The sequence below is a fragment of the Companilactobacillus hulinensis genome (assembly GCF_003946555.1).
GTDB classification, from domain to species: domain Bacteria; phylum Bacillota; class Bacilli; order Lactobacillales; family Lactobacillaceae; genus Companilactobacillus; species Companilactobacillus hulinensis.
Genome location: NZ_RHOO01000001.1, coordinates 87,424 through 107,628 on the forward strand (window position 1 = coordinate 87,424; position 20,205 = coordinate 107,628).

19 protein-coding genes are annotated in these 20,205 nt (G+C 36.2%); 16 read left to right on the forward strand and 3 right to left on the reverse strand.

What is annotated here, in order from left to right:
• The first annotated feature begins 100 nt into the window (after positions 1–100).
• The 6 genes from EKM66_RS00400 to EKM66_RS00425 all read left to right on the forward strand — a co-directional run bounded on the left by EKM66_RS00400 (position 101) and on the right by EKM66_RS00425 (position 6,938).
• Complete coding sequence (locus EKM66_RS00400) at positions 101–1,183, forward strand: ABC transporter ATP-binding protein (RefSeq protein ID WP_125760534.1); 1,083 nt, start codon at positions 101–103, stop codon at positions 1,181–1,183.
• The gene (locus tag EKM66_RS00405) at positions 1,176–2,117 is read left to right on the forward strand and encodes a carbohydrate ABC transporter permease (RefSeq protein ID WP_125760536.1); all 942 of its coding nucleotides are present in this window, start codon (positions 1,176–1,178) and stop codon (positions 2,115–2,117) included. The genes EKM66_RS00400 and EKM66_RS00405 overlap by 8 nt, the downstream gene beginning before the upstream one ends.
• Positions 2,117–2,947, forward strand: coding sequence for a carbohydrate ABC transporter permease (locus tag EKM66_RS00410; protein WP_125760538.1), 831 nt, complete (start codon positions 2,117–2,119; stop codon positions 2,945–2,947). Before EKM66_RS00405 ends, EKM66_RS00410 begins: the two co-directional genes overlap by 1 nt.
• The gene (locus EKM66_RS00415) at positions 2,947–4,305 is read left to right on the forward strand and encodes an ABC transporter substrate-binding protein (RefSeq protein WP_125760540.1); all 1,359 of its coding nucleotides are present in this window, start codon (positions 2,947–2,949) and stop codon (positions 4,303–4,305) included. The genes EKM66_RS00410 and EKM66_RS00415 overlap by 1 nt, the downstream gene beginning before the upstream one ends.
• 129 nt (positions 4,306–4,434) lie before the next feature.
• Complete coding sequence (locus EKM66_RS00420; RefSeq protein ID WP_125760542.1) at positions 4,435–4,854, forward strand: CopY/TcrY family copper transport repressor; 420 nt, start codon at positions 4,435–4,437, stop codon at positions 4,852–4,854.
• Positions 4,851–6,938 (forward strand): heavy metal translocating P-type ATPase, encoded by a 2,088-nt coding sequence (locus tag EKM66_RS00425; RefSeq protein ID WP_164504997.1) that lies wholly within the window; start codon positions 4,851–4,853, stop codon positions 6,936–6,938. Before EKM66_RS00420 ends, EKM66_RS00425 begins: the two co-directional genes overlap by 4 nt.
• 44 nt (positions 6,939–6,982) lie before the next feature.
• On the opposite strand, the gene EKM66_RS00430 is transcribed toward EKM66_RS00425, so the two are convergent.
• Both EKM66_RS00430 and EKM66_RS00435 read right to left on the reverse strand, forming a co-directional pair.
• On the reverse strand, positions 6,983–7,978 hold the full coding sequence (locus tag EKM66_RS00430; protein ID WP_125760544.1) for a sensor histidine kinase: 996 nt from the start codon (positions 7,976–7,978) through the stop codon (positions 6,983–6,985).
• 11 nt (positions 7,979–7,989) lie between these two features.
• Positions 7,990–8,664 carry a response regulator transcription factor gene (locus tag EKM66_RS00435; RefSeq protein ID WP_125760546.1) on the reverse strand — a complete coding sequence of 225 codons (675 nt, stop codon included), beginning with the start codon at positions 8,662–8,664 and terminating at the stop codon, positions 7,990–7,992.
• Positions 8,665–8,736: 72 nt separating this feature from the next.
• Between EKM66_RS00435 and EKM66_RS00440 the strand changes: the two genes are divergently transcribed.
• The gene (locus EKM66_RS00440) at positions 8,737–9,513 is read left to right on the forward strand and encodes an ABC transporter ATP-binding protein (protein WP_125760548.1); all 777 of its coding nucleotides are present in this window, start codon (positions 8,737–8,739) and stop codon (positions 9,511–9,513) included.
• Positions 9,494–11,500, forward strand: a complete 2,007-nt coding sequence (locus tag EKM66_RS00445; RefSeq protein ID WP_125760550.1) for an ABC transporter permease family protein — start codon at positions 9,494–9,496, stop codon at positions 11,498–11,500. The genes EKM66_RS00440 and EKM66_RS00445 overlap by 20 nt, the downstream gene beginning before the upstream one ends.
• Here EKM66_RS00445 and EKM66_RS00450 read toward each other — a convergent pair.
• On the reverse strand, positions 11,493–11,936 hold the full coding sequence (locus EKM66_RS00450) for a hypothetical protein (RefSeq protein ID WP_125760552.1): 444 nt from the start codon (positions 11,934–11,936) through the stop codon (positions 11,493–11,495). The two genes, EKM66_RS00445 and EKM66_RS00450, sit on opposite strands and share 8 nt — an antisense overlap.
• 42 nt (positions 11,937–11,978) lie before the next feature.
• On the opposite strand from EKM66_RS00450, the gene EKM66_RS00455 reads away from it, so the two are divergent.
• The 8 genes from EKM66_RS00455 to EKM66_RS12800 all read left to right on the forward strand — a co-directional run bounded on the left by EKM66_RS00455 (position 11,979) and on the right by EKM66_RS12800 (position 20,163).
• Complete coding sequence (locus EKM66_RS00455) at positions 11,979–12,701, forward strand: MBL fold metallo-hydrolase (protein WP_125760554.1); 723 nt, start codon at positions 11,979–11,981, stop codon at positions 12,699–12,701.
• Positions 12,702–12,960: 259 nt separating this feature from the next.
• A complete protein-coding gene (spxA, locus tag EKM66_RS00460; RefSeq protein ID WP_076615117.1) occupies positions 12,961–13,359 on the forward strand; it encodes a transcriptional regulator SpxA in 399 nt (132 codons plus the stop codon).
• Between the two features lie 246 nt (positions 13,360–13,605).
• Positions 13,606–16,347, forward strand: a complete 2,742-nt coding sequence (locus EKM66_RS00465) for a BspA family leucine-rich repeat surface protein (protein ID WP_164504998.1) — start codon at positions 13,606–13,608, stop codon at positions 16,345–16,347.
• A 159-nt stretch (positions 16,348–16,506) separates the two neighbouring features.
• Entirely contained in the window at positions 16,507–17,187 is a 681-nt protein-coding gene (locus tag EKM66_RS00470; protein WP_125760836.1) for an adaptor protein MecA, read from the forward strand.
• Positions 17,188–17,876: 689 nt separating this feature from the next.
• Positions 17,877–18,734: a MetQ/NlpA family ABC transporter substrate-binding protein gene (locus tag EKM66_RS00475; RefSeq protein ID WP_404811435.1), complete on the forward strand. Its 858-nt coding sequence runs from the start codon at positions 17,877–17,879 to the stop codon at positions 18,732–18,734.
• Between the two features lie 20 nt (positions 18,735–18,754).
• On the forward strand, positions 18,755–19,228 hold the full coding sequence (locus tag EKM66_RS00480) for an S-ribosylhomocysteine lyase (RefSeq protein ID WP_125760560.1): 474 nt from the start codon (positions 18,755–18,757) through the stop codon (positions 19,226–19,228).
• Positions 19,229–19,387: 159 nt separating this feature from the next.
• Entirely contained in the window at positions 19,388–20,002 is a 615-nt protein-coding gene (locus EKM66_RS00485; RefSeq protein WP_263854116.1) for an SDR family NAD(P)-dependent oxidoreductase, read from the forward strand.
• A gap of 11 nt (positions 20,003–20,013) precedes the next feature.
• Positions 20,014–20,163: an SDR family oxidoreductase gene (locus tag EKM66_RS12800; protein WP_263854117.1), complete on the forward strand. Its 150-nt coding sequence runs from the start codon at positions 20,014–20,016 to the stop codon at positions 20,161–20,163.
• Positions 20,164–20,205: the final 42 nt, after the last annotated feature.

The following is a 20,205-nucleotide window of genomic DNA, read 5'->3' on the forward strand; positions in this document are numbered from 1 at the left end:
ATTGAATGAAAATTTACATAAAATTTACAATAAATAAAAAAGAAATATACATCTATACCGCATACTAATCTGTATCGAAAAATATATATGGGGTGAAGAAATGTCTACAATTTTGAATCAGGTGTCAAAGCAATACAGCGAAAAAGAAGATATTCTAAAGAATGTCTCTGCTGAAATCGAAACAGGGGAATTCTTCGTTATTGTTGGGCCTTCTGGTTGCGGTAAAAGTACATTGTTACGTATGATTGCCGGTTTAACTTCGATTTCTGATGGTGAAATCAGTATTGATGGTCAAGTAGTTAATGATCTACAACCAAAGGATCGTAAGTTAACAATGGTATTTCAAAGTTACGCACTATTTCCATTTTTAAATGTTTGGGATAACGTCGCTTTTGGATTGAAAGCTAGAAATATTGATCAAGCTGAAGTACATCAAAGAGTTAATGATGCACTTGATATGGTTAATTTGAGTGAATTGAAAGAACGTAAGCCTAGAGAATTATCTGGTGGACAAAGACAACGTGTAGCCTTGGCTCGTGCTGTTGCCAGTGATGCCAAGCTGTGCTTGATGGATGAACCACTTTCAAACTTGGATGCACAATTACGTATTAAAATGCGCCAAGAAATTTATCAACTACAAAGAAAGCTTGGTATTACATTGATCTATGTTACTCATGATCAAGTTGAAGCTATGACTATGGCAGACCATATCATGGTATTGAATGATCATGAAGTACAACAGATTGGTACACCAACAGAGATTTATCAACAACCTGCCAATGAATTTGTTGCTAACTTCTTCGGTACACCATTGATTAATCTTCTTCCTGCACAACGAGTAGATGATAGAACCTTGAACGTTGAAGGAGATTTTGAAGTTAAGACTGAACAAAAGATCTCAGAAAATGAGGTTAATGTTGGAATCAGACCTGGTGAACTGCACGTTGAAGCTAGTGACGAACTAAACGCTAACGCAACTGTTAAGAGTTCAGAGTTCTTAGGGGATGAAACAATTGTTTATGCCACTATGAACAGTGAGCATGAAGTACGTGTTCTAATTCCGGGTAAGGCAGTGTTTGCACCTTATGAAAAGGTCAAAATCACAGCAAGCGGCAATGTCTTCTTATTTGATGCAAATCATAAGAGAATTCCTTTTGAATCGGAGGAACTAGTTAATGCTTAAATCAACTACACCTACAATGGTTGGATCTGAAGCAAAGGCTAAGAAAAAGCGTCATTCATTTTCATTGAATGCTAAAGATAAGTATTTTGCATTGTTATTCTTAGGACCTTCACTTTTACTTTTGAGTGTCTTTGTATTTTATCCAATGTTCAGAACACTTTATATCAGTATGTTTTTAACTAATACACTTGGTAAAACAACTGTTTTCAATGGTTTCGGAAATTATGCCACATTATTGAGTTCTCCCGAATATATCGCAAGTATGGGTTCAACTTTATTCTATGTATTAGCGGTTACTGCTTTGACAGTTTCAATTGGATTGCTTTTAGCGAATCTAGCAAGTCAAAAGTTGGCTGGAATTGGTATTTTTAGAACACTTTATTCAATTACTATGGGTGTTTCAGTTTCAGTTGCTGCAATTTTCTGGCTATTCATTTTTAATCCTTCCACAGGTTTCTTCACAATTATCAGTAATGCACTGCATCTTCCAGTAATCAATTGGTTGACTGATCCAAAGATGGCAATGTGGGCCGTAATTATTACAACTGTTTGGATGCATCTTGGATTCACATTCTTAATCCTTTTAGGTTCTATTTCATCAGTTCCGACAACATTGTATGAAGCAGCCAGTGTTGAGGGTGCCAGTGAACGCCGTCAATTTTTCAAGATTACTATTCCAATGATTTCACCAACACTATTCTTTGTCTCAACAATTACTTTGATTGATTCATTTAAGAGTTTTGGTTTGATCGATTTGATCACCAAAGGTGGACCAACTAACTCAACTAATATGTTAGTTTACAGACTTTATAAAGATGCTTTTTATAGTGGTAATTACGGACAGGCTAGTTCAGAAGCCATTATTTTAACAATTATTATTGCCTTCTTCACATTCTTACAATTCAAATTCTTAGAAAAACGGGTGAACTATTAATGATTACTTCAAACAAGCCAAACCGTTTAAATAAGGTTTTAAGTTACTTACTTCTAGTTGTATTAGCAGTTGTGATCTTAGCACCGTTCTTTATCGGAATCTGGACTAGTTTTTTACCAACAATGGATATTGCGCAAGGTAATTTTTTCAGTACCAAGGTATCCTTTGATAACTATGTAGCAGCATTTACTAAGACACCAATCGTTAGATATTTAGGTAACAGTTTGGTCATTTCAACTTTAACAATGTTAGCTCAATTAGTTTTCTGTTCTATGAGTGCCTACGCATTTGTTTTCTTGAAGTTCAAATATCGCAACGCAATTTTTATTCTCTTCTTGATCACAATGATGCTTCCGTTTGAAGCAGAGATTATTCCTAACTTTACAACGGTTAAGAATCTGGGAATGTTAGATAACTATTCAGTATTGCTTATTCCATTCTTAACTTCAGCTTTTGGTACATTCATGCTTCGTCAAGCATTCATGCAAACACCGACTGAGTTAAAAGAAGCAGCAGATATTGAAGGTCTTAACCACTTCCAAATCTATTGGAGTATCGTACTTCCATATAACAAGATCAGTATGATCACTTTAGGTGCATACAGTTTCTTAGGCGCATGGAATCAATATCTATGGCCAATGCTAACAACATTCAGTAATGATTCTCGATTGATCCAAAATGGTTTGCGTCAATTACAATCAGAAGAAACTTTCAATGACTGGGGTATGATTCAAGCAAGTGCTGCAATCATCGTTATTCCTACTATTATTGTTCTGTTTGTTGGTCAACATTACTTCAAATCTGGTATGAATGAAGGAGCCGTAAAATAATGAGCAAGAAACTAAAAAACTCTTTAATTTCCTTAACTCTTATAATTGCAGCAGTAGTGTTGGGGATATTTGCTACCAACAAGCCTGTAAAATCTTCTTCATCCTCAGACAGGATTCCAATCGTATTCTGGCACGAAATGGGTGGTCCCTCAGAAGATGCTCTTGAAGCAGTAGTTAATGGATTTAATAAATCTCAATCAAAATACAAGGTTATTCCTAAGTACCAAGGTAGTTATGATGAAGCTATTCAAAAGATTCTTCAAACTCACGGTACAAATACATCACCAGCTATTTTCCAATCATTTGATATTGCTACAGCTCAAATGATTCACAGCAAGTACACAACTCCTGTTCAAAACTTTATCGATAAGGACAAAGACTTCGATATTGAAAAGATTGCTCCAGCTGCTAGATCATTCTATTCAAATGATGGCAAGCAACAAGCAATGCCATTCAATACTTCACAACCAGTTCTGTATTACAATGCTTCATTATTGAAGAAGTATCACATTACACCACCACCAGTTTCACCAACATATTCAGATATCACACGTGTTGCTAAACAACTGTATGAACGTTCAGATCACAAGACAAAAGGGATGACCGTTCAAATCTATGGTTGGTTATTAGAACAAGCTACAACAAATGCCGGTCAAGCATTGGCTAATAATGATAATGGACACTCTGGTATTCCTACAGAAGTTAAGTTAAACAATCCTTCAACAGTTAAGTTCCTTGAATGGATTCGTGAAAACATTAAGTCTGGAGACTTTATCAACTATGGTTCAGGTGCCAGTGCAGGTGCTAACCAAATTGCCGGATTCTTATCAGGTAAAGTTGGAATCTTTATTCAATCTTCAGCAAGTATGGGTAAATTAACTAAGAATAATCCTAACAAACTTGGTATTACATACTTCCCACATCCAGATGGTCAAAAGGCTAATGGTGTTTCAATTGGTGGGGCAGCACTTTGGATTTCAAATGACAAATCTAAGGCTGTACAACAAGGTGCTTATGAATTTTCTAAATACGCACTTAGTCCAGCTGTTCAAGCACAATGGCAAAAATCTACAGGTTACTTAGCACTTAACAAAGATGCTCAAAAAGAAAAAATTCTTAAAGATCTTTATGCTAAGAATCCTGAAGCCAAGGTTCCTGGACAACAGTTAGCAGATGCTAAGCCAAACTATGTTAACTCAGGTATCCTTCTCGAAGGTATGCAAGTTACTCGTCAACTTGAGGAAGTAGCGATGGAAGAAGCATATAATGGTGGAGATATTGCTAAGGCATTGTCTCATGCTGACAAAAATGTTAATCAAAATATTGCCACTTCTAACCGTGCAAACGGCTATAAATAAAGGTTCTCGAAAAGTGTGATCAAAAAGTTGATTTTGGTCATGCTTTTTTCTTTACAATTTACGATTACAGATGTAAACTACGAATTGTAATAAAGGATTACAACTGTAAACGACAAGGACATTAAAATTATGAATGAAATAGAGAATATGACGAAGGCCGAGTGGCAAGTGATGCGAATCATCTGGACATTAGGTCAATCAACCAGTAAACAAGTAATTGAAGTTTTGGAACGTAAAACTGAGTGGAAACAAGCTACTATCAAGACTTTGATAGTTAGACTTCAAAAGAAGGGCTTTTTAAAAGCTGATGAATCAGTTAGACCATATGTCTATCATCCTCAGGTCTCAGAAGATGACGCAATCCATCAGAATGTGAATAATATGTTTGATAACCTCTGTTGCATGAAAAAGGGACAAGCAATTGGAGATTTGATTGAGCACTCGGATATTTCTAAGAGTGAGATTCAAGAATTAATTGACCAGTTGCAAGACAAAAAAGAAACCGCACCTGATAAAGTAATGTGCGATTGTTTGGAGGCATCATTATGATGAAGGACATGAAAGGCGATAAGATGCAACATGATATGGGTGACATGGATCACGATAAAATGGACCATGGAGACATGAAGATGGATATGGATGAAATGATGCACAGTGGTCACATGATGATGAATCACGGAGGCATGATGATGGATATGGGAGATCTTCGTAAGAAGTTCTGGGTTTCGTTGATTCTTGCTATTCCAGTATTCATTCTTTCACCATTTATGGGATTCAACCTACCATTTCAGTTCCAGTTTCCAGGGTCTAGCTGGATAGTAATGGTTCTTAGCTCGATTCTTTATTTCTATGGTGGTAAGCCTTTCTTAACAGGTGCTGTAGGTGAATTGAAGGCAAAACAACCTGCTATGATGACATTGATCACAATGGGTATCAGTGTTGCTTATATTTACAGTTTATACGCATTTGTAATGGGAAATATTGTTCGTAGTGGTAAACCCGTTATGGACTTCTTCTGGGAATTAGCTTCCTTGATCGTAATCATGTTACTAGGTCATTGGATCGAAATGAAATCGACAATGAGTGCTGGTAATGCGCTACAAAAGATTGCTTCACTAGTTCCTAATCAAGTACATATGGTTCACGGTTCAGAAACAATGGATCATGACATCTCAATGGTTAAATCAGATGATGTTGTTGAAGTTCGTGCTGGTGAATCAATTCCACTTGATGGTGAAATCTTAAGTGGTACAAGTTACATTAACGAATCATTGATCACTGGTGAATCAAAGGCTGTTAAGAAGTCAATTGGCGATAATGTTGTCGGTGGTTCTATCAATGGTGAAGGAACTATTAGAGTCAAGGTTACTAAGACATCAAGTCAAGGTTACCTGTCACAGATCAGTAAGTTGGTTTCAGATGCACAAAGTAACAAATCTAAAACACAGATGTTAGCCGATAAAGTTTCTGGTTGGTTGTTCTATGCCGCTGTTTCTGTTGGATTATTGGCATTCGTCTACTGGTTAGTATTTGGCGATTTGAATCTTGCTCTATTACGTTTAGTTACAGTTCTAGTTATTGCATGTCCACATGCACTTGGCTTAGCAATCCCACTAGTTATGGCACGTAGTACTTCAATTGCTGCAACCAATGGTTTGATCATTCGTGATAACCAAGCAATTGAGAACAGTCGTAAGATTGATTATGTTGCAATGGACAAAACTGGTACTTTGACTGAAGGTAAGTTCACAGTTAATGGTTTGAAAGCTTCATCAGGTATGAGTGAAAAGGATGTTCTTTCTATCATTGCTGGTATTGAAAGTGGTTCAAGCCATCCTATTGCAAATAGTATTGTTGAATATGCTAAAGAACAAAAAGTTGATGCTGCACAACTTGATAATATCCAAGCTATCAAGGGATACGGAATGAGTGCAACCAAGGATTCACACAAATACTTATTGATTAATATGAAATATTTACAAGAAAACAAGTTATCCTTTGATAAGGCTACTGCTCAAGAATTCCTAGACAAAGGTAATACTGTTAGTTATTTAGTAGTCGACGGCAAGGTGGTCGGACTAGTTGCTTTGGGTGATACTATCAAAGTTAATTCTGTTCAATTTATCAAAGATCTAAAGGCTAGAAATATTACACCTATCATGTTGACAGGTGATAATAAAGAAGCTGCTGCAGCTTTTGCAAAACAGCTTGGTATTGATGAATTCAAAGCTGAACTTCTTCCTGAAGATAAACATACTGTTATTGGTGATCTAGAAGCACAAGGTCATCACGTTATGATGGTCGGTGATGGTATTAACGATGCTCCTAGTTTGGCAAGTGCCACAATTGGTGTTGCCATTGGTGCTGGTACTGATGTTGCCATTGATTCAGCCGATGTTGTTCTATACAATTCGGATCCAAGTGATATTACTAAGTTCTTGAATCTATCAGCCAAGACTTACCGTAAGACAATTGAGAACTTATGGTGGGGAGCTGGATACAATATTCTAGCTATTCCATTGGCTGCTGGATTTTTAGCTGGTATCGGAATTGTACTAAGTCCAGCTGTTGGTGCTGTGATCATGTCAATGTCAACTGTTATCGTTGCTTTGAATGCTATGACATTAAAATAGAGATACAAAAAAATAGGAAATTCCATTTGGAATTTCCTATTTTTTTATGCCTGATAATAAGGCAAGTCTAAGAATGTAATGATAATTTCAGTACCGACTCCAGAATGTGATTGAATTTCAATCTTGTGTCCAAGTTTGTCAGACATCTTCTTGACTAAGTACAATCCAATACCAGTAGATTTACTACCAGATTTACGACCGTTGTCACCGGTAAATCCTTTATTGAAGACACGGCTGATATCTTTCGATGCGATACCTACGCCGTTATCTTTAATATGCAATTCCACATTGTTGTGGTTATTAGTTGTGAATATTTCGATTTTTCCACCTTGATCAGTGTATTTTAAACTATTAGAAATAATCTGATTAAGAATGAAGCTTAACCATTTTTCATCGGTTAGGACCTTTTCATCAGTAATATCCAAACTTATACCGATACGCTTCGAGATAAACATTCGTTTGTTAGTTCTAATGGATGATTTGACGATATTATTCAAATCTTGTTCTTGAATCAGATAGTCGTTGGAGAAGTTATTCAAGCGTGCAAAATACAAGGCCTGATCGACTAGGTAATCGATTTGGTCGATTTCTTCGTCAATTAACTCTTTGTCTAAATCACTATCTTGAGATAATTTAAGCGCCGCTAGTGGAACTTTGATGTCATGAACCCAAGATTCTGTGTATTCTCGTTGGTCATTTTGATTCTGATATAGTTCAGTTAATTCATTACGGTATTCTAAGGCGATATTGTTGATTTTGTCCTGGATAAAACGCTGCTCATTATTTTGAGCACCATGAAGTTCTTTTGAGAGATCTTCTTGGTAATTATTTAACAGCTCATACCAGCTCTTTTTGCGGTTATAGGCTAATATCAAACCGACAAATGCGAAGATAACGGCAATTATCCATGAGTAGATCAGTGTTCCAGTGTGAAATTTTACCTTTGGATCTAAGAATAAAATTAATTCAATGAAGGTGACACTTAGTAAAATTGTTAATAATGTTAACAGATGGTCACGAAAGTATTTGAAGAATGTCATATTTGCCTCACTTAGGGGATGATGTATCCTTGTCCCACTTTAGTAACGATATAATTTTTTAAACCGAACTTTTCAATTTTGCCACGTAGTCGATTAATATTAACAGTCAAAGTGTTGTCATCAACGAATCGCTCGTCATCCCACATGAAATTCAATAGTTGTTCACGTGTAACGATTTTACCTTGATCACGTAGTAGTCGTTGCAATAATTTATATTCATTCTTGGATAAGTCAATTTTGTCTGAACCGATCTCAACGGTCCCACTAGACAGATTCAACTTGAGACCATTGTGTTCGATAATATCACTTGTATTCTTAGTGAAGTCGTAGGTACGACGCAATAGTGCATTGATTTTAGCAACCAAAATATCGACGGAGAATGGCTTCTCAACGAAGTCATCGGCACCCATATTCATTGCCATGATTTGGTCCATATTTGAATTTCTAGATGAAATAATGATTATTGGAGTTTTTGAAATCTTACGAATCTCTTGGTTCCAATAATAACCGTCATAAACTGGTAAGTTGATATCGAGAAGAACCAAGTCTGGTTTGTATTCATCGAATTCTTTCATAACGTTATTGAAATCCTCAATAACGTGTGTATCTATTTGCCATTTCTCAAGATTTTCACTGATAAGTTTGGAAATGGATTGATCGTCTTCAACAATCATAATTTTGGCCATGGTAGAACCCCCTCGTGCTAGAATGAAGACACTAACTATTATAATAACAATATTATCTTAATTATTGGAGAAATTAACGTGCAAATTAATGTAAAGAACGTTGCCAAGGATTATGGCAAGCGTCTAAATGCGGTTCACGCTATCAAGGATATCAGTTTAGAAGTCGAAAAAGGTGAATTTCTCGGAATTATGGGACCTAGTGGTGCCGGGAAGTCCACACTTTTGAATATGATATCGACTAACGAACGTCCTGATCACGGGCAGATCATCATTGATGATATTGATATGACGCAGTTGCATGATCGAGAATTGGCCAAATATCGCCGCAATAAAATGGGATTTATTTATCAGAGTTTTGAATTACTGGATTCGTTGAATGTTAAAGAAAACATTATTCTGCCATTAGCATTGAATCATGCTAATAAGAAGTTTATTGAGGCTCGAGTTAAGCATTTGAATTATTTGTTGAACATCGAAAAGCTCAGCAATAGAAATGTTGATGATCTGTCATTGGGGCAACGGCAACTTGTTTCGGCTGCTAGAGCGTTGATTAACAATCCGGAAATATTATTTGCCGACGAACCAACAGGTAGTTTGGATTCGAAGTCCGCAACTATTTTATTAAATTACATGCAGCTGATAAATCAGCGTGAGCATGCAACAATCCTGATGGCGACTCATGATGCTTTTACAGCTAGTTATTGTAGTCGGGTTGTCTTCGTTAAGGACGGGACTATCTTTTCTGAAATAGTTAATTCTGGCAAACGTGAGGATTTCTTTGAACAAATAATCAACATGCAACGAACTATCGGTGGGGGGAGTTACTTCAATGTATCTGAAAATAATTAGAAGAAGTCTCTCCAAGATGCATGACAGTTATTTGATATATATCTTGGCGTGCAGCTTTGCCATTGGAATATTCAGCATACTGATTTCACTGGCTGACAATAAGATCATGAAGCATGATATCAGCATGTGGAGAACATCTTTAGTACCGATTGTCTTCACACTCAGCATTGTCTTTGCGGTCTCGGCATTCGTGTACATGGCGTACGTTGGTGGATTCTTTATCAAACAGCAACGGCACGAGTTCTTGACCTTTGAAAAACTAGGTATGTCCAAGTTTACAATTATTTTAATAGGATTCATCCAGACTTTTGTTATTCAATTCGTTGCTTGGGTATTGGGAATCATTGAAGCATTTATCTTCCAAAAGTTTTTTGGAATGTTGCTGCTATACCTAATGCGGGTTCGGATAGATTTTACTTCGGCGTTTAATTGGAATAGTATAGTTTCACTACTCCAGATAGCAATATCTTCAATGGTAATATTCAGTGTTATGAACGCCTTCAGAACTTATCGGATCGTCAAAAAAAAGAAACCAAATACTAAAAAAGTTAATATTTGGCTTCGCATTCCGACTGGGACTATTGGTATTTTGATGTTTGTCAGCGCAGTTGTCGGGACCATAGGCTTGTTTACAGCAATGGAGTCTACAGATACCAGAGGGTATTCAAATCGAGTTATTCTTCAAAGTCTATATGTCGCCACAGCGTACTTTTTTGGCACTTATCTGATTTATTTTGGGTTCTTACCAGTTCTATTGACCGCATTACAAAAGGTTAAATGGATCTCGTATTCCGGTTTGAATATGTTTTCTTTCAAATATTTGAAGGAACGTATGAAGCGTAATACGTCGGTACTATGGTTTGTGACTGAATTATCGACAATGGCGTTGATGCTTTTGACGGTTTGTTACTTTGGTTACCGGCTGGTATATGATAATTATCACACTGAATATCCGTTCGCAATGACTGCCAACAGAGATACTGTCAATGATGTTAAAAAGACAATTGATGATAGTAAGACAGAGATTTCTCGTGAGTACCATTCTAAAATCAAGATTGAGCTGGTTTCGAGTGTCGATGAGACTACTCGTGTGCTAGTCCAACGACCAGCATCATTTATGTCCTATTCAGAATATATGAGATTACCCAAAAAAATACGGGATCAAAATCCATATGTTAACCCGAAACAATTTATGCGGATCGGATTCGGTAACGATGAGACGTTTGGATTCTCTAATCGTCGAATTGAATGGAATGTTAAAAATTCCGCAAAAATTGTGACGCATAAAAATGGATCTTCATTCCCGTATGGTGGAGGGATGTTCCCTGGTTCATTAATGGTCACTCCGGATAACTATTACAATAAGATGAACACAGCAAGCACTGACACGCTCTATGGCTGGTACTTCAAACATGGTGATAAGATTACTAAGAAGCAGGCTGAAGCTCTTAGAAAGCATCGGAATGCATATATGATACACGTTGATGCCAAGTCTAGTGTTGATGATTCAACTTTTACAATTACTAAGTACAATCCTAATAATTATGGCGATAACGACTACATTCAAGCTGGATTTGTTCGACAGGAGAATGCCAAACGTCGTTTGCACCAAATAGTCGGATTCTTCATCTTCATGATTGCAATTTTCAGTATTGCACTCTTGTTAGCTCTTGGAAGTGTTCTGACACTACGAGTGTTATTGCGTGATGATCATGAATGGCGACAGCTGAAGACACTCAAAAAGATCGGTGTCAGCAATCAGGAGATTCGTGGCATCGTTCGTAGTGAGAATATATTAACTTTTGTTATTCCATTGATATTTGCCATTCTGCAAGCATATGCAGCGATTATTCTCATCAATAATGAATATAGCTCAATAATTCCTGAATTTGCAATTATCTGTCTGAGTTATGTTGTTTTGTACAGTATAATTGGGGTAGTCACGTATATGATCTCGTGGCGGAGCGTCAAGAGAAGGATCAATTGATAACTTTGTATTCTTTGGTGAAGAATCCGAAGGGTACCTTGGAATCGGAACGGATACCTTCGTCAATTTCTCTTTGTATGTATTTTTGACCGTCTTGCAAATGTGTTTCGTTGTCGAAGGTGCTGATTATCAGATATTCTTGTAAGTCGTCACGAAGTTGGTAGACAGAAGAGTTGTAGCTTATTTTGCCTGTATAGACGAACTTATTGGTAAATAATGATGATTGGTCAGCATTGAACTTCAAATATGTCAACAAATACAGCTTGTCAACGGAATCAATGGTTCCTGTAAGGTTGCGGTATTGCCCATTTCTGGTTAATACTTTTATTAAAAGATGGTCTGTTTTATCATCAAATAAGGGTTTTAATAAAGTATCAGCAGATAGTTGCTGAGGCTTTAAAAAAGAATATGTGCCTAACTTTAATGTTATGTTCATAATTATTGAAATCCTTTCAATCAAAATTTTTGGAGGTTTTCTATGTTAGTTACAGTATTAGGTTATTATGGAGGATACCCATATAAGGGTATTGGTACCTCGGGTTATTTATTGCAAGATGAGGACTTTAACGTCTTGATCGACTGTGGTAGTGGTGTTTTGAATGAATTATCAAACTACCTTAAGCCGACTGATCTTGACGCTGTGGTCCTATCTCACTATCACCATGATCATACCGCTGATGTGGGAGTTTTGCAGTATAATTGGCTTGCTGCTAAGATGCCAGAGCCACTTCCAATTTACGGTCATACGCAAGATTTTGTTAACTTTGCTCAATTAACAGAGAACGGAGCTACCAAGGGAATTGCATATAATGATTATGAGCCAACTGAGATCGGACCGTTCAAGTTTGAGTTTATGAGAACAATCCACCCAGTACCGGCTTACGCAATGAGGATCACCAAAGGCGACAAAACGATTGTTTATACAGCTGACACAACATACTTTGACGGTTTAGTGGACTTTGCTAAAGATGCAGATCTATTGATTACAGATACCAACTTCCCAGAGGATGTTACTGGAAGAAAGTGGCACATGAATACCAAGGAATCAGGTACTTTAGCTAAGGATGCTGGTGTTAAGAGATTAATGATCAGTCATCTTCCACAGACTGTTGATGCTTCAGTTATGTTAGAACAATCACAAAAATATGCCGGGGAAATTCCCGTAATTAATGCGTTTGAGCAGCTTGAAATCGAAGTATAGCCTAGGTACTGATATCATTAGATTTTCATAATGATGTATAACTTATAACTAATGTCATGAATTAATTTATATTTATATAAATTGTGAACTGCTAACACAAACATTGATATTTAGGGTGCTATTTTTCACAATGTACGTTTTGTAGAACAGATATTCGTTAGTTTTATCTGAAAAAGTATAGATTTTATTTTAGTTTTAATGTAAAATATTTATGTGTTCAAATAGTATTGAATAATACATAAGAAAAGGAGAGATTATAATGGTAACTATTTATACATCTCCAAGTTGCACTTCATGCCGTAAAGCAAAGGCTTGGCTCGAAGAACATGACATTCCTTACAAAGAAAGAAACATCTACTCAGAACCTTTAAATAAACAAGAAATTCAACAAGTACTTCAAATGACTGAAAACGGAACAGAAGAAATTATTTCTACACGTTCCAAAGCATTCCAAAACTTAAAGGTTGATCTAGACGATTTAACAATTGATCAATTGTTAACATTAGTTCAAGAGAACCCTGGTTTATTGAAACGTCCAATCATCATGGATGACAAACGTCTCCAAGTTGGTTTCAACGAAGATGAGATCAGAAGATTCTTGCCAAGAAGTGTTAGAACTATGGAGTTACAAAAAGCTCAGCTTATGGCTGGCTTATAGAATGAATTTGATCCGCTGTACATTGAGTACAGTGGGTCTTTTTTTGTGTCCATTTTTAGGTGAAAAATCTGAAATCATCATGAGATAATACACACATTTTACAAGTCTGAGTATTATCTAAAGCCTATAACCATGGGGTTCAATATAGGTAAAAGCACTTTGCATAAATTGAACTAATACGCTATGAATATATTGATAAACTGCTTCTTGTTAAGAAATTATCAAATGGACAAGGCGGAAGTAATTATGATTGGGACTAATTTGAAACCACCTAAAAAAGGTATTAGATATATTTTATGGTTAAGTATTTTGATTGGATTTATAGCTGAAGTTATTTGTGGTCAGAGGGTCGTTAAGGCAGATGACATTACTGATTTACAAGGAATGTTGAATGAGAATAGTTCTGTTATCCAAAATGCACCAGATACTAAGAGTGACACAATTAATACAATCGCTCCATTAGCCGCTACTATAACGGCTAGTGGAACTTTTGGTACTTGTAATTGGGATATTGATGAAGATGGATTGCTTACTATTCATGCTGGAGTTTTGGGTACAAATGCAGGAAATTGGATGTCATATAAGTCCAGTATTAATAAAATTGTCGTTGAACCAGGGGTTGTTGCTAATTCTGGCAGTTCAAATTTATTTGCAAATCTTAGTAATGTAAAAATGATAGATGTTACAAATTTAAATACAGGAAATGTTGTAACAATGAGTGAAATGTTTTTTCAAGATACATCATTAACTGAAATTGTTGGTTTGGACAACTTTGACACTTCCAAAGTTACTGGTATGTCGCGAATGTTTTATAGTACAAAGCTGTTAGGATCCATTGATTTATCTAGCTTTGATACTGGCAAAGTTCAAGCAATGAATGAAATGTTTAGTTCAACAGGTGCATCGGAAATAGTTGGATTGGGAAATATGAATTTAGAAATAGTAACCAATATACAAGCTATATTTTCAGGTACGTCGGTTGACAATTTGGATGAAATTAAAAATTGGAATACATCACGTGTTCAAAATATGTCTGGTGTATTTCGCTCATGTACGTTTGTTAAACTTGTTGATTTGTCTGGTTGGGATACATCAAGTGTTACTAATATGAGTTTGCTGTTTGCATCCTCCAGTGGATTAGATGAACCATACGGATTGGAGAACTGGGATACTGGCAAAGTAACGGATATGTCATCTGCTTTTCAGTATTCGAAGTTTAGTTCATTAGATCAAATTAAAAATTGGGATACATCAAATGTAACTAATATGGGTCAAATGTTTTTGTCTGCTACCAAATTGAATGGGTTAGATGTTTCAAAATGGAACACTTCAAAAGTTACAACAATGAATGCAATGTTTCAATCTGATGCTAATTTGAATGAAAATAATCTTATTGGCTTAGATAAATTGAATACGTCAAATGTAACGGATATGAGCAATATGTTTTTGGGAACTGGATTTACTGTATTGGACTTATCTGGCTTTGATACAAAAAATGTAACGTCAATGACGTCAATGTTCCAATCAACAGGTAAATTAGTACAGGTGATTGGAAACTTTAATACTGGTAGTTTGGAAAAGATGAGTAGTATTTTTGATAATTCGGCAATTAGTGATTTAAGTCAATTTAATATAGCTGATTGGGATACTAGCAGGGTAATTAGTTTTAGTAGAGCTTTTGTTAGCACTCCCATTACTAGTGCGGATTTTGTAAAAAATTGGGATACTAGTTCAGGTCAAGATTTTTCAGGTTTATTTAACAACTGCACAAGTCTTCAATCTGCGGATGTTTCAAATTGGAATACATCGAGTGCTACTGATATGAGTGCAATATTTAGGAGTGATAGTAAGTTACAAAATATAGATGTTTCAAATTGGAATACTGGAAATGTAATCAATATGAAATCAATGTTTTATAATGATTATTCTATGTCTAAAATTGATGTCTCAAAATGGAATACGAAGAATGTTACCGATATGTCGAATATGTTCTACGGAATAAATAAGCTTAAAGAATTAGATGTTTCAAATTGGGACACAGGTAATGTCACAGATATGCAGTATATGTTCAACGGAGATACGCTACTTAGCTATTTGGATGTATCGAATTGGAATACGGGTAAGGTACAGAATATGCTCTATATGTTTGCGGGTGATACTAGTTTATCTAATCTAGATGTTTCAAACTGGGATGTTAAAAATGTAACCAACATTTCAATGATGTTTTATAATAACAAATTAATGACAAGCTTGGACTTGTCAAATTGGGATACTTCCAATGTTGACACAGACTTATCTTTTATAAATTCAACACCAAAATTGTGGAAAATATCACTTGGTCCTAAATTTTTTGCTCATGATGGTACATTTATGACCACTGCTCCTGGTAACAATAGGACAATTGATGATCCAGATTCTAGTGAACAGTACACTAGTATTTCCGATATGTGGCAGGCAGTTAATGTTAAGTCAGGTGGTACAGCTCATAAACCTGCCGGTAAGTTATATACATATTCAGACATAACAAATATGTATTCAGAGCCTGGTGGACAATCTGAAACATACGTATGGCAACAGCAACCTTATATGGATGTCTCTATGGATGTCCCAGATTTGTCATATGGTCAAGCATCCGCTGGACAAGGAATCGTTCATCGACAAGAGAATGATTGGGGAATTACTTTAACCAATAATGTTTATCCTGTTGCAGCGGTCGACACGTCAATATCTGTTGCAATGGAGTCGCCATTGATATCGAGCGATGGTAAGTATACGGCTGAAAATATTCTGATGTTTAGAGATGATGATGGAAATGATAAATATATTGGAGCTTCACCGGTCAACATTTATGAAGGTAGAGTTGCCAATGGTTCTAAGTTCATCGATTGGGATGATGATCATGGATTTTTGATGAATCTTGATGGTTATGATTATAAAATGTCCAATTATTCAACAACACTAGATTGGACAATGGTAAACAGTATTTAATCGAGTTAATTTCCTATAACTTTAATTATAATGTATGCTACAATGCTTGACGAAGTAACGGTTAAGAGTCTATAGTTTTGTCTAAACAAACGAAGGTTTATTTACTTTACAAAGATTTTGAGACTGTTAAAATGTAGATACAGAATTGAGGTGACTATGATGGAAATGGATCGACTTAATGAGAACACAATCAGAGTCATTCTTAGTACGCAGGATTTGCAAGATCGTGGAGTTACTGTTTTAGATCTCTTGGGAAATAAGAAACAGATCGAAACATTCTTCTATAGTATTTTGGATGAAGTTGACAAGGATCACGTTTTCACAAACAATGAACCAGTGACTTTCCAAATTATGCCTAACAAACAAGGCCTAGAGCTACTTATTAGCAAGAACGATGATGCTGATGATGCTGGTTCATTGCCATTAAATACGTTGCAGAATTCAAACGACGGTGATGATACTAATTCATTTGAATTTGATAATGCGAAGTTGGGTAACGATGAGTACGATGAGGATACTGCACCATACTTGAATGACCCAGATACACCTACGAAGGCAGTTATTGTTGAGTTTAAGGATTTTGAAGACTTCATTCAACTTGCAGATTTGTTGCACTTAGAGAGTGGAGTTTCTAATCTATGGGAATATCAAGGTACGTACTACTTGCAATTAATCCTGTTTACTGATGAAATGCACGATATGACTTATAATGATGTGATGGCTATGTTGAGTGAATATAGCTTTAAGACTAAGGTCACAGCTGCTGTATTATCTGAGTATGGTAAGGAAGTTATGAGTAAGACTGCTTTGGAATTAGCTAGATATTATTTTAAGAACTAGAAGTCGCAGAGATGCGGCTTTTTTTGTATGCTATTATAATTGCTGAATAAATTTTGAGCTGTTATAATAACTTTGTTACAAGTGCAATAAAAAAGCAGACCGATATGATGGTCTGCTTGCGGCAATTCCGCTGATGCGGTGGTCGCTTAAACTATACTAAAGTAAGCTTTGACGGCCAAGTCAATACGAGCTTACTTTTTTAATTTACACCATATTAGTATTTAGATATTCCAATTATTTCAAAATCCATTTGACAATATAAAATTAAAAGTGTAAATTAATCACCAATCAAATGATTAAATAATATTTAATCTTATTAGACGTTGAAGAGAAGAGTAGATTGGTGAGTAGTTTGAATAGTGACCGCTAGATGGTGAAAAGGCGGAACGAAAGTTTGATCGAAGATGAGCTTGGAGTCTTACCTAGGTGGAAGCCAAAGGTACGCAAGGATGCGATATCATCCCGGACATGTTAGTGTCGTTGAGGTATTTTGAGCAATTAAAATATAAATTAGGGTGGTACCACGGTAATCGTCCCTACATCGCAGAGTAATTCTGTGTATGTAGGGACGATTTTTTTTTCATAAGATTTGAGATTTTGAGGAGGCGGATATATGAGAATATTAGTTATTTACAAATCACCCATGTGGTTCTCAAGTTAGAAAATTTTAATCTGAGGGAGATATGGAAATGAGTAAAAAGTGGCACAAGATTTTTGGAACAATTATTTTAGCATTATCAATATTCGTTCTGGCTGGTTGTGGAAAAAGTGCATCGGCATCAACGAGTAAGACAATTACAATTGGGTCTCAAGGTTCAGACTTAGAGATCTGGCAACATATTGCCAAGAGTTCTCAAGCAAAGCAAGCTGGTTTGAAGATCAAGGTTAAGGAAATCACTGATGGCACTCAACTGAACAAGGCAAAAACTGAGGGTGAAGTTGACGTCAATGCATTCCAATCATGGTCATATTATCAAGCCTACAATAAGCAGAATCCTAACGGTAAATTAGCTGCTTTGGGAACGACTTATCTTGAACCATTAGGAATCTATTCTAAGAAGTACAAGAAGCTTAGTGAGATTCCTAATGGTACAACGATTGCAATTGCCAATAATCCTGCCAACACTTCCAGAGATTTGTTGCTGCTACAAAAGGCTGGTTTGATCACTTTGGATAAAGGGTTCAACGCTTTGAGCAATACTAAGGATATCAAGAGTAATCCGAAGAACCTGAAGTTCAAGGAGATTGACGATACGACCGGCCCACGTGTTTTAAATGATGTTGATGTTGTTTTGATTTCTAACACGGTTGCTCTAGATGGCGGACTTCATGTGCTGACTGACTCAATCTACCATGAGAACGTTGATCAAAGTACAAAGGACAATGTTAATATTCTGGCAACTGCCACAAAGAATAAGAATAATAAGCAATACAAGAAACTTGTTAAGCTGTATCACAATAAGACAATTCAAAAGTATATTAAGAAGAAGTATTACGGAACTAAGATCGAAGTTAATAAACCATTATCATATTTGGAAAATAAATAAAATTTAGGAGATATTACATTATGGCAAAAGTTGAAAGTTTTACATTGGATCACACAAAGGTTAAGGCACCATACGTTAGATTGATTACTGAGGAACACGGAGCAAAAGGTGACGCTATTTCAAACTATGACCTACGTCTAGTACAACCAAACGAGAATGCTATTCCGACTGCTGGATTGCATACGATTGAACATTTACTAGCCGGATTATTGAGAGACCGTCTCGATGGAGTTATTGATTGTTCACCATTCGGATGTCGTACAGGATTCCACTTGATTACATGGGGCGAACATTCAACTACTGAAGTCGCTGAAGCATTGAAAGGCTCACTTGATGATATTGCTAATAAGATAGAGTGGAAAGACGTTCAAGGTACTGATAAGTATAGTTGTGGTAATTACCGTGATCACTCATTGTTCTCAGCTAAGGAATGGTCAAAGAAGATTCTTGAAGAAGGAATCAGTGATGATCCATTTGAAAGACATGTAATTTAACAGAGCGAAACATGACGGTAATTCATGAGCATTACCTAGATAAGTGAATTATTTACGAAGTAAATGAGTCGCTTATCGTAGCAAAGCGGAGTGAATTGTCATGTGTAGCTCGACTATGAACAGAGCGAAACATGACGGTAATTCAAAGGAGTTGATGCAATGGGATTATTTGAAGAATTAAGCAACAAAGTAGTATTAGTCACTGGGGGGAATCAGGGAATTGGAGCATCAGTTGCAAAGACCTTCTTGAATGAGAATTCAATTGTTATCTGTGCTGACTTGGTATTTGATAACGATAAATTGGCTGAGGAATCTAAGCAATTGTACAAGATTCATCTGGATGTCAGTGATGAAGATAGTGTTAAAAATCTTACAGCTCAACTTATCGCCAATAATTTAGTGCCGAATGTTCTAGTCAATGTGGCTGGAATTTCAACAATGAATTATTTGATTGAGAGTAAGACGAGTGACTTCGATAGGACGATTGCCGTGAATACGCGTGGAACATATTTGATCACTAAGTATATCGTCAAGGAAATGGTCAAGACCAAGCGACCAGGTAAGGTTGTTTTGATAGCTTCCCAAGCTGGGAAAAATGGTTATCGAGCAATGTCTGCCTATGTTGCATCCAAACACGCTGTGTTGGGATTAACTAAGACCTTGGCAATCGAAGTAGCTCATAACCAAATCAATGTCAATGCTGTTTGTCCCGGTATCGTTGAAACTTCAATGAAGCCCGTGAGCGAAATGATGGTGCGGCTATCCGTGGATTAACTCCAGATGATATTGAAAAGGAAGACAACAGTCAGGTTCCTCTTGGCAGAACTGCCCAACCGCAGGATGTTGCCAATGTAGTATTGTTCCTGTCTAGTCATTTGTCAGATTACATGACTGGTCAAGGGATCAATGTTACTGGTGGGATGACAATGAACTAATATAATGGTAGAAAAATGCAAATCTATTTTGGTAGATTTGCA

Coding starts and splice junctions, on each gene's coding strand:
- EKM66_RS00410 (WP_125760538.1), top strand. CDS start 2,117: ATGATTACTTCAAACAAGCCAAACCGTTTAAATAAGGTTTTAAGTTAC.
- EKM66_RS00420 (WP_125760542.1), top strand. CDS start 4,435: ATGAATGAAATAGAGAATATGACGAAGGCCGAGTGGCAAGTGATGCGA.
- spxA (WP_076615117.1), top strand. CDS start 12,961: ATGGTAACTATTTATACATCTCCAAGTTGCACTTCATGCCGTAAAGCA.
- EKM66_RS00475 (WP_404811435.1), top strand. CDS start 17,877: ATGAGTAAAAAGTGGCACAAGATTTTTGGAACAATTATTTTAGCATTA.
- EKM66_RS00400 (WP_125760534.1), top strand. CDS start 101: ATGTCTACAATTTTGAATCAGGTGTCAAAGCAATACAGCGAAAAAGAA.
- EKM66_RS00445 (WP_125760550.1), top strand. CDS start 9,494: ATGTATCTGAAAATAATTAGAAGAAGTCTCTCCAAGATGCATGACAGT.
- EKM66_RS00455 (WP_125760554.1), top strand. CDS start 11,979: ATGTTAGTTACAGTATTAGGTTATTATGGAGGATACCCATATAAGGGT.
- EKM66_RS00470 (WP_125760836.1), top strand. CDS start 16,507: ATGGAAATGGATCGACTTAATGAGAACACAATCAGAGTCATTCTTAGT.
- EKM66_RS00465 (WP_164504998.1), top strand. CDS start 13,606: ATGATTGGGACTAATTTGAAACCACCTAAAAAAGGTATTAGATATATT.
- EKM66_RS00425 (WP_164504997.1), top strand. CDS start 4,851: ATGATGAAGGACATGAAAGGCGATAAGATGCAACATGATATGGGTGAC.
- EKM66_RS00415 (WP_125760540.1), top strand. CDS start 2,947: ATGAGCAAGAAACTAAAAAACTCTTTAATTTCCTTAACTCTTATAATT.
- EKM66_RS00485 (WP_263854116.1), top strand. CDS start 19,388: ATGGGATTATTTGAAGAATTAAGCAACAAAGTAGTATTAGTCACTGGG.
- EKM66_RS00450 (WP_125760552.1), bottom strand. CDS start 11,936: ATGAACATAACATTAAAGTTAGGCACATATTCTTTTTTAAAGCCTCAG.
- EKM66_RS00435 (WP_125760546.1), bottom strand. CDS start 8,664: ATGGCCAAAATTATGATTGTTGAAGACGATCAATCCATTTCCAAACTT.
- EKM66_RS00405 (WP_125760536.1), top strand. CDS start 1,176: ATGCTTAAATCAACTACACCTACAATGGTTGGATCTGAAGCAAAGGCT.
- EKM66_RS00430 (WP_125760544.1), bottom strand. CDS start 7,978: ATGACATTCTTCAAATACTTTCGTGACCATCTGTTAACATTATTAACA.
- EKM66_RS00480 (WP_125760560.1), top strand. CDS start 18,755: ATGGCAAAAGTTGAAAGTTTTACATTGGATCACACAAAGGTTAAGGCA.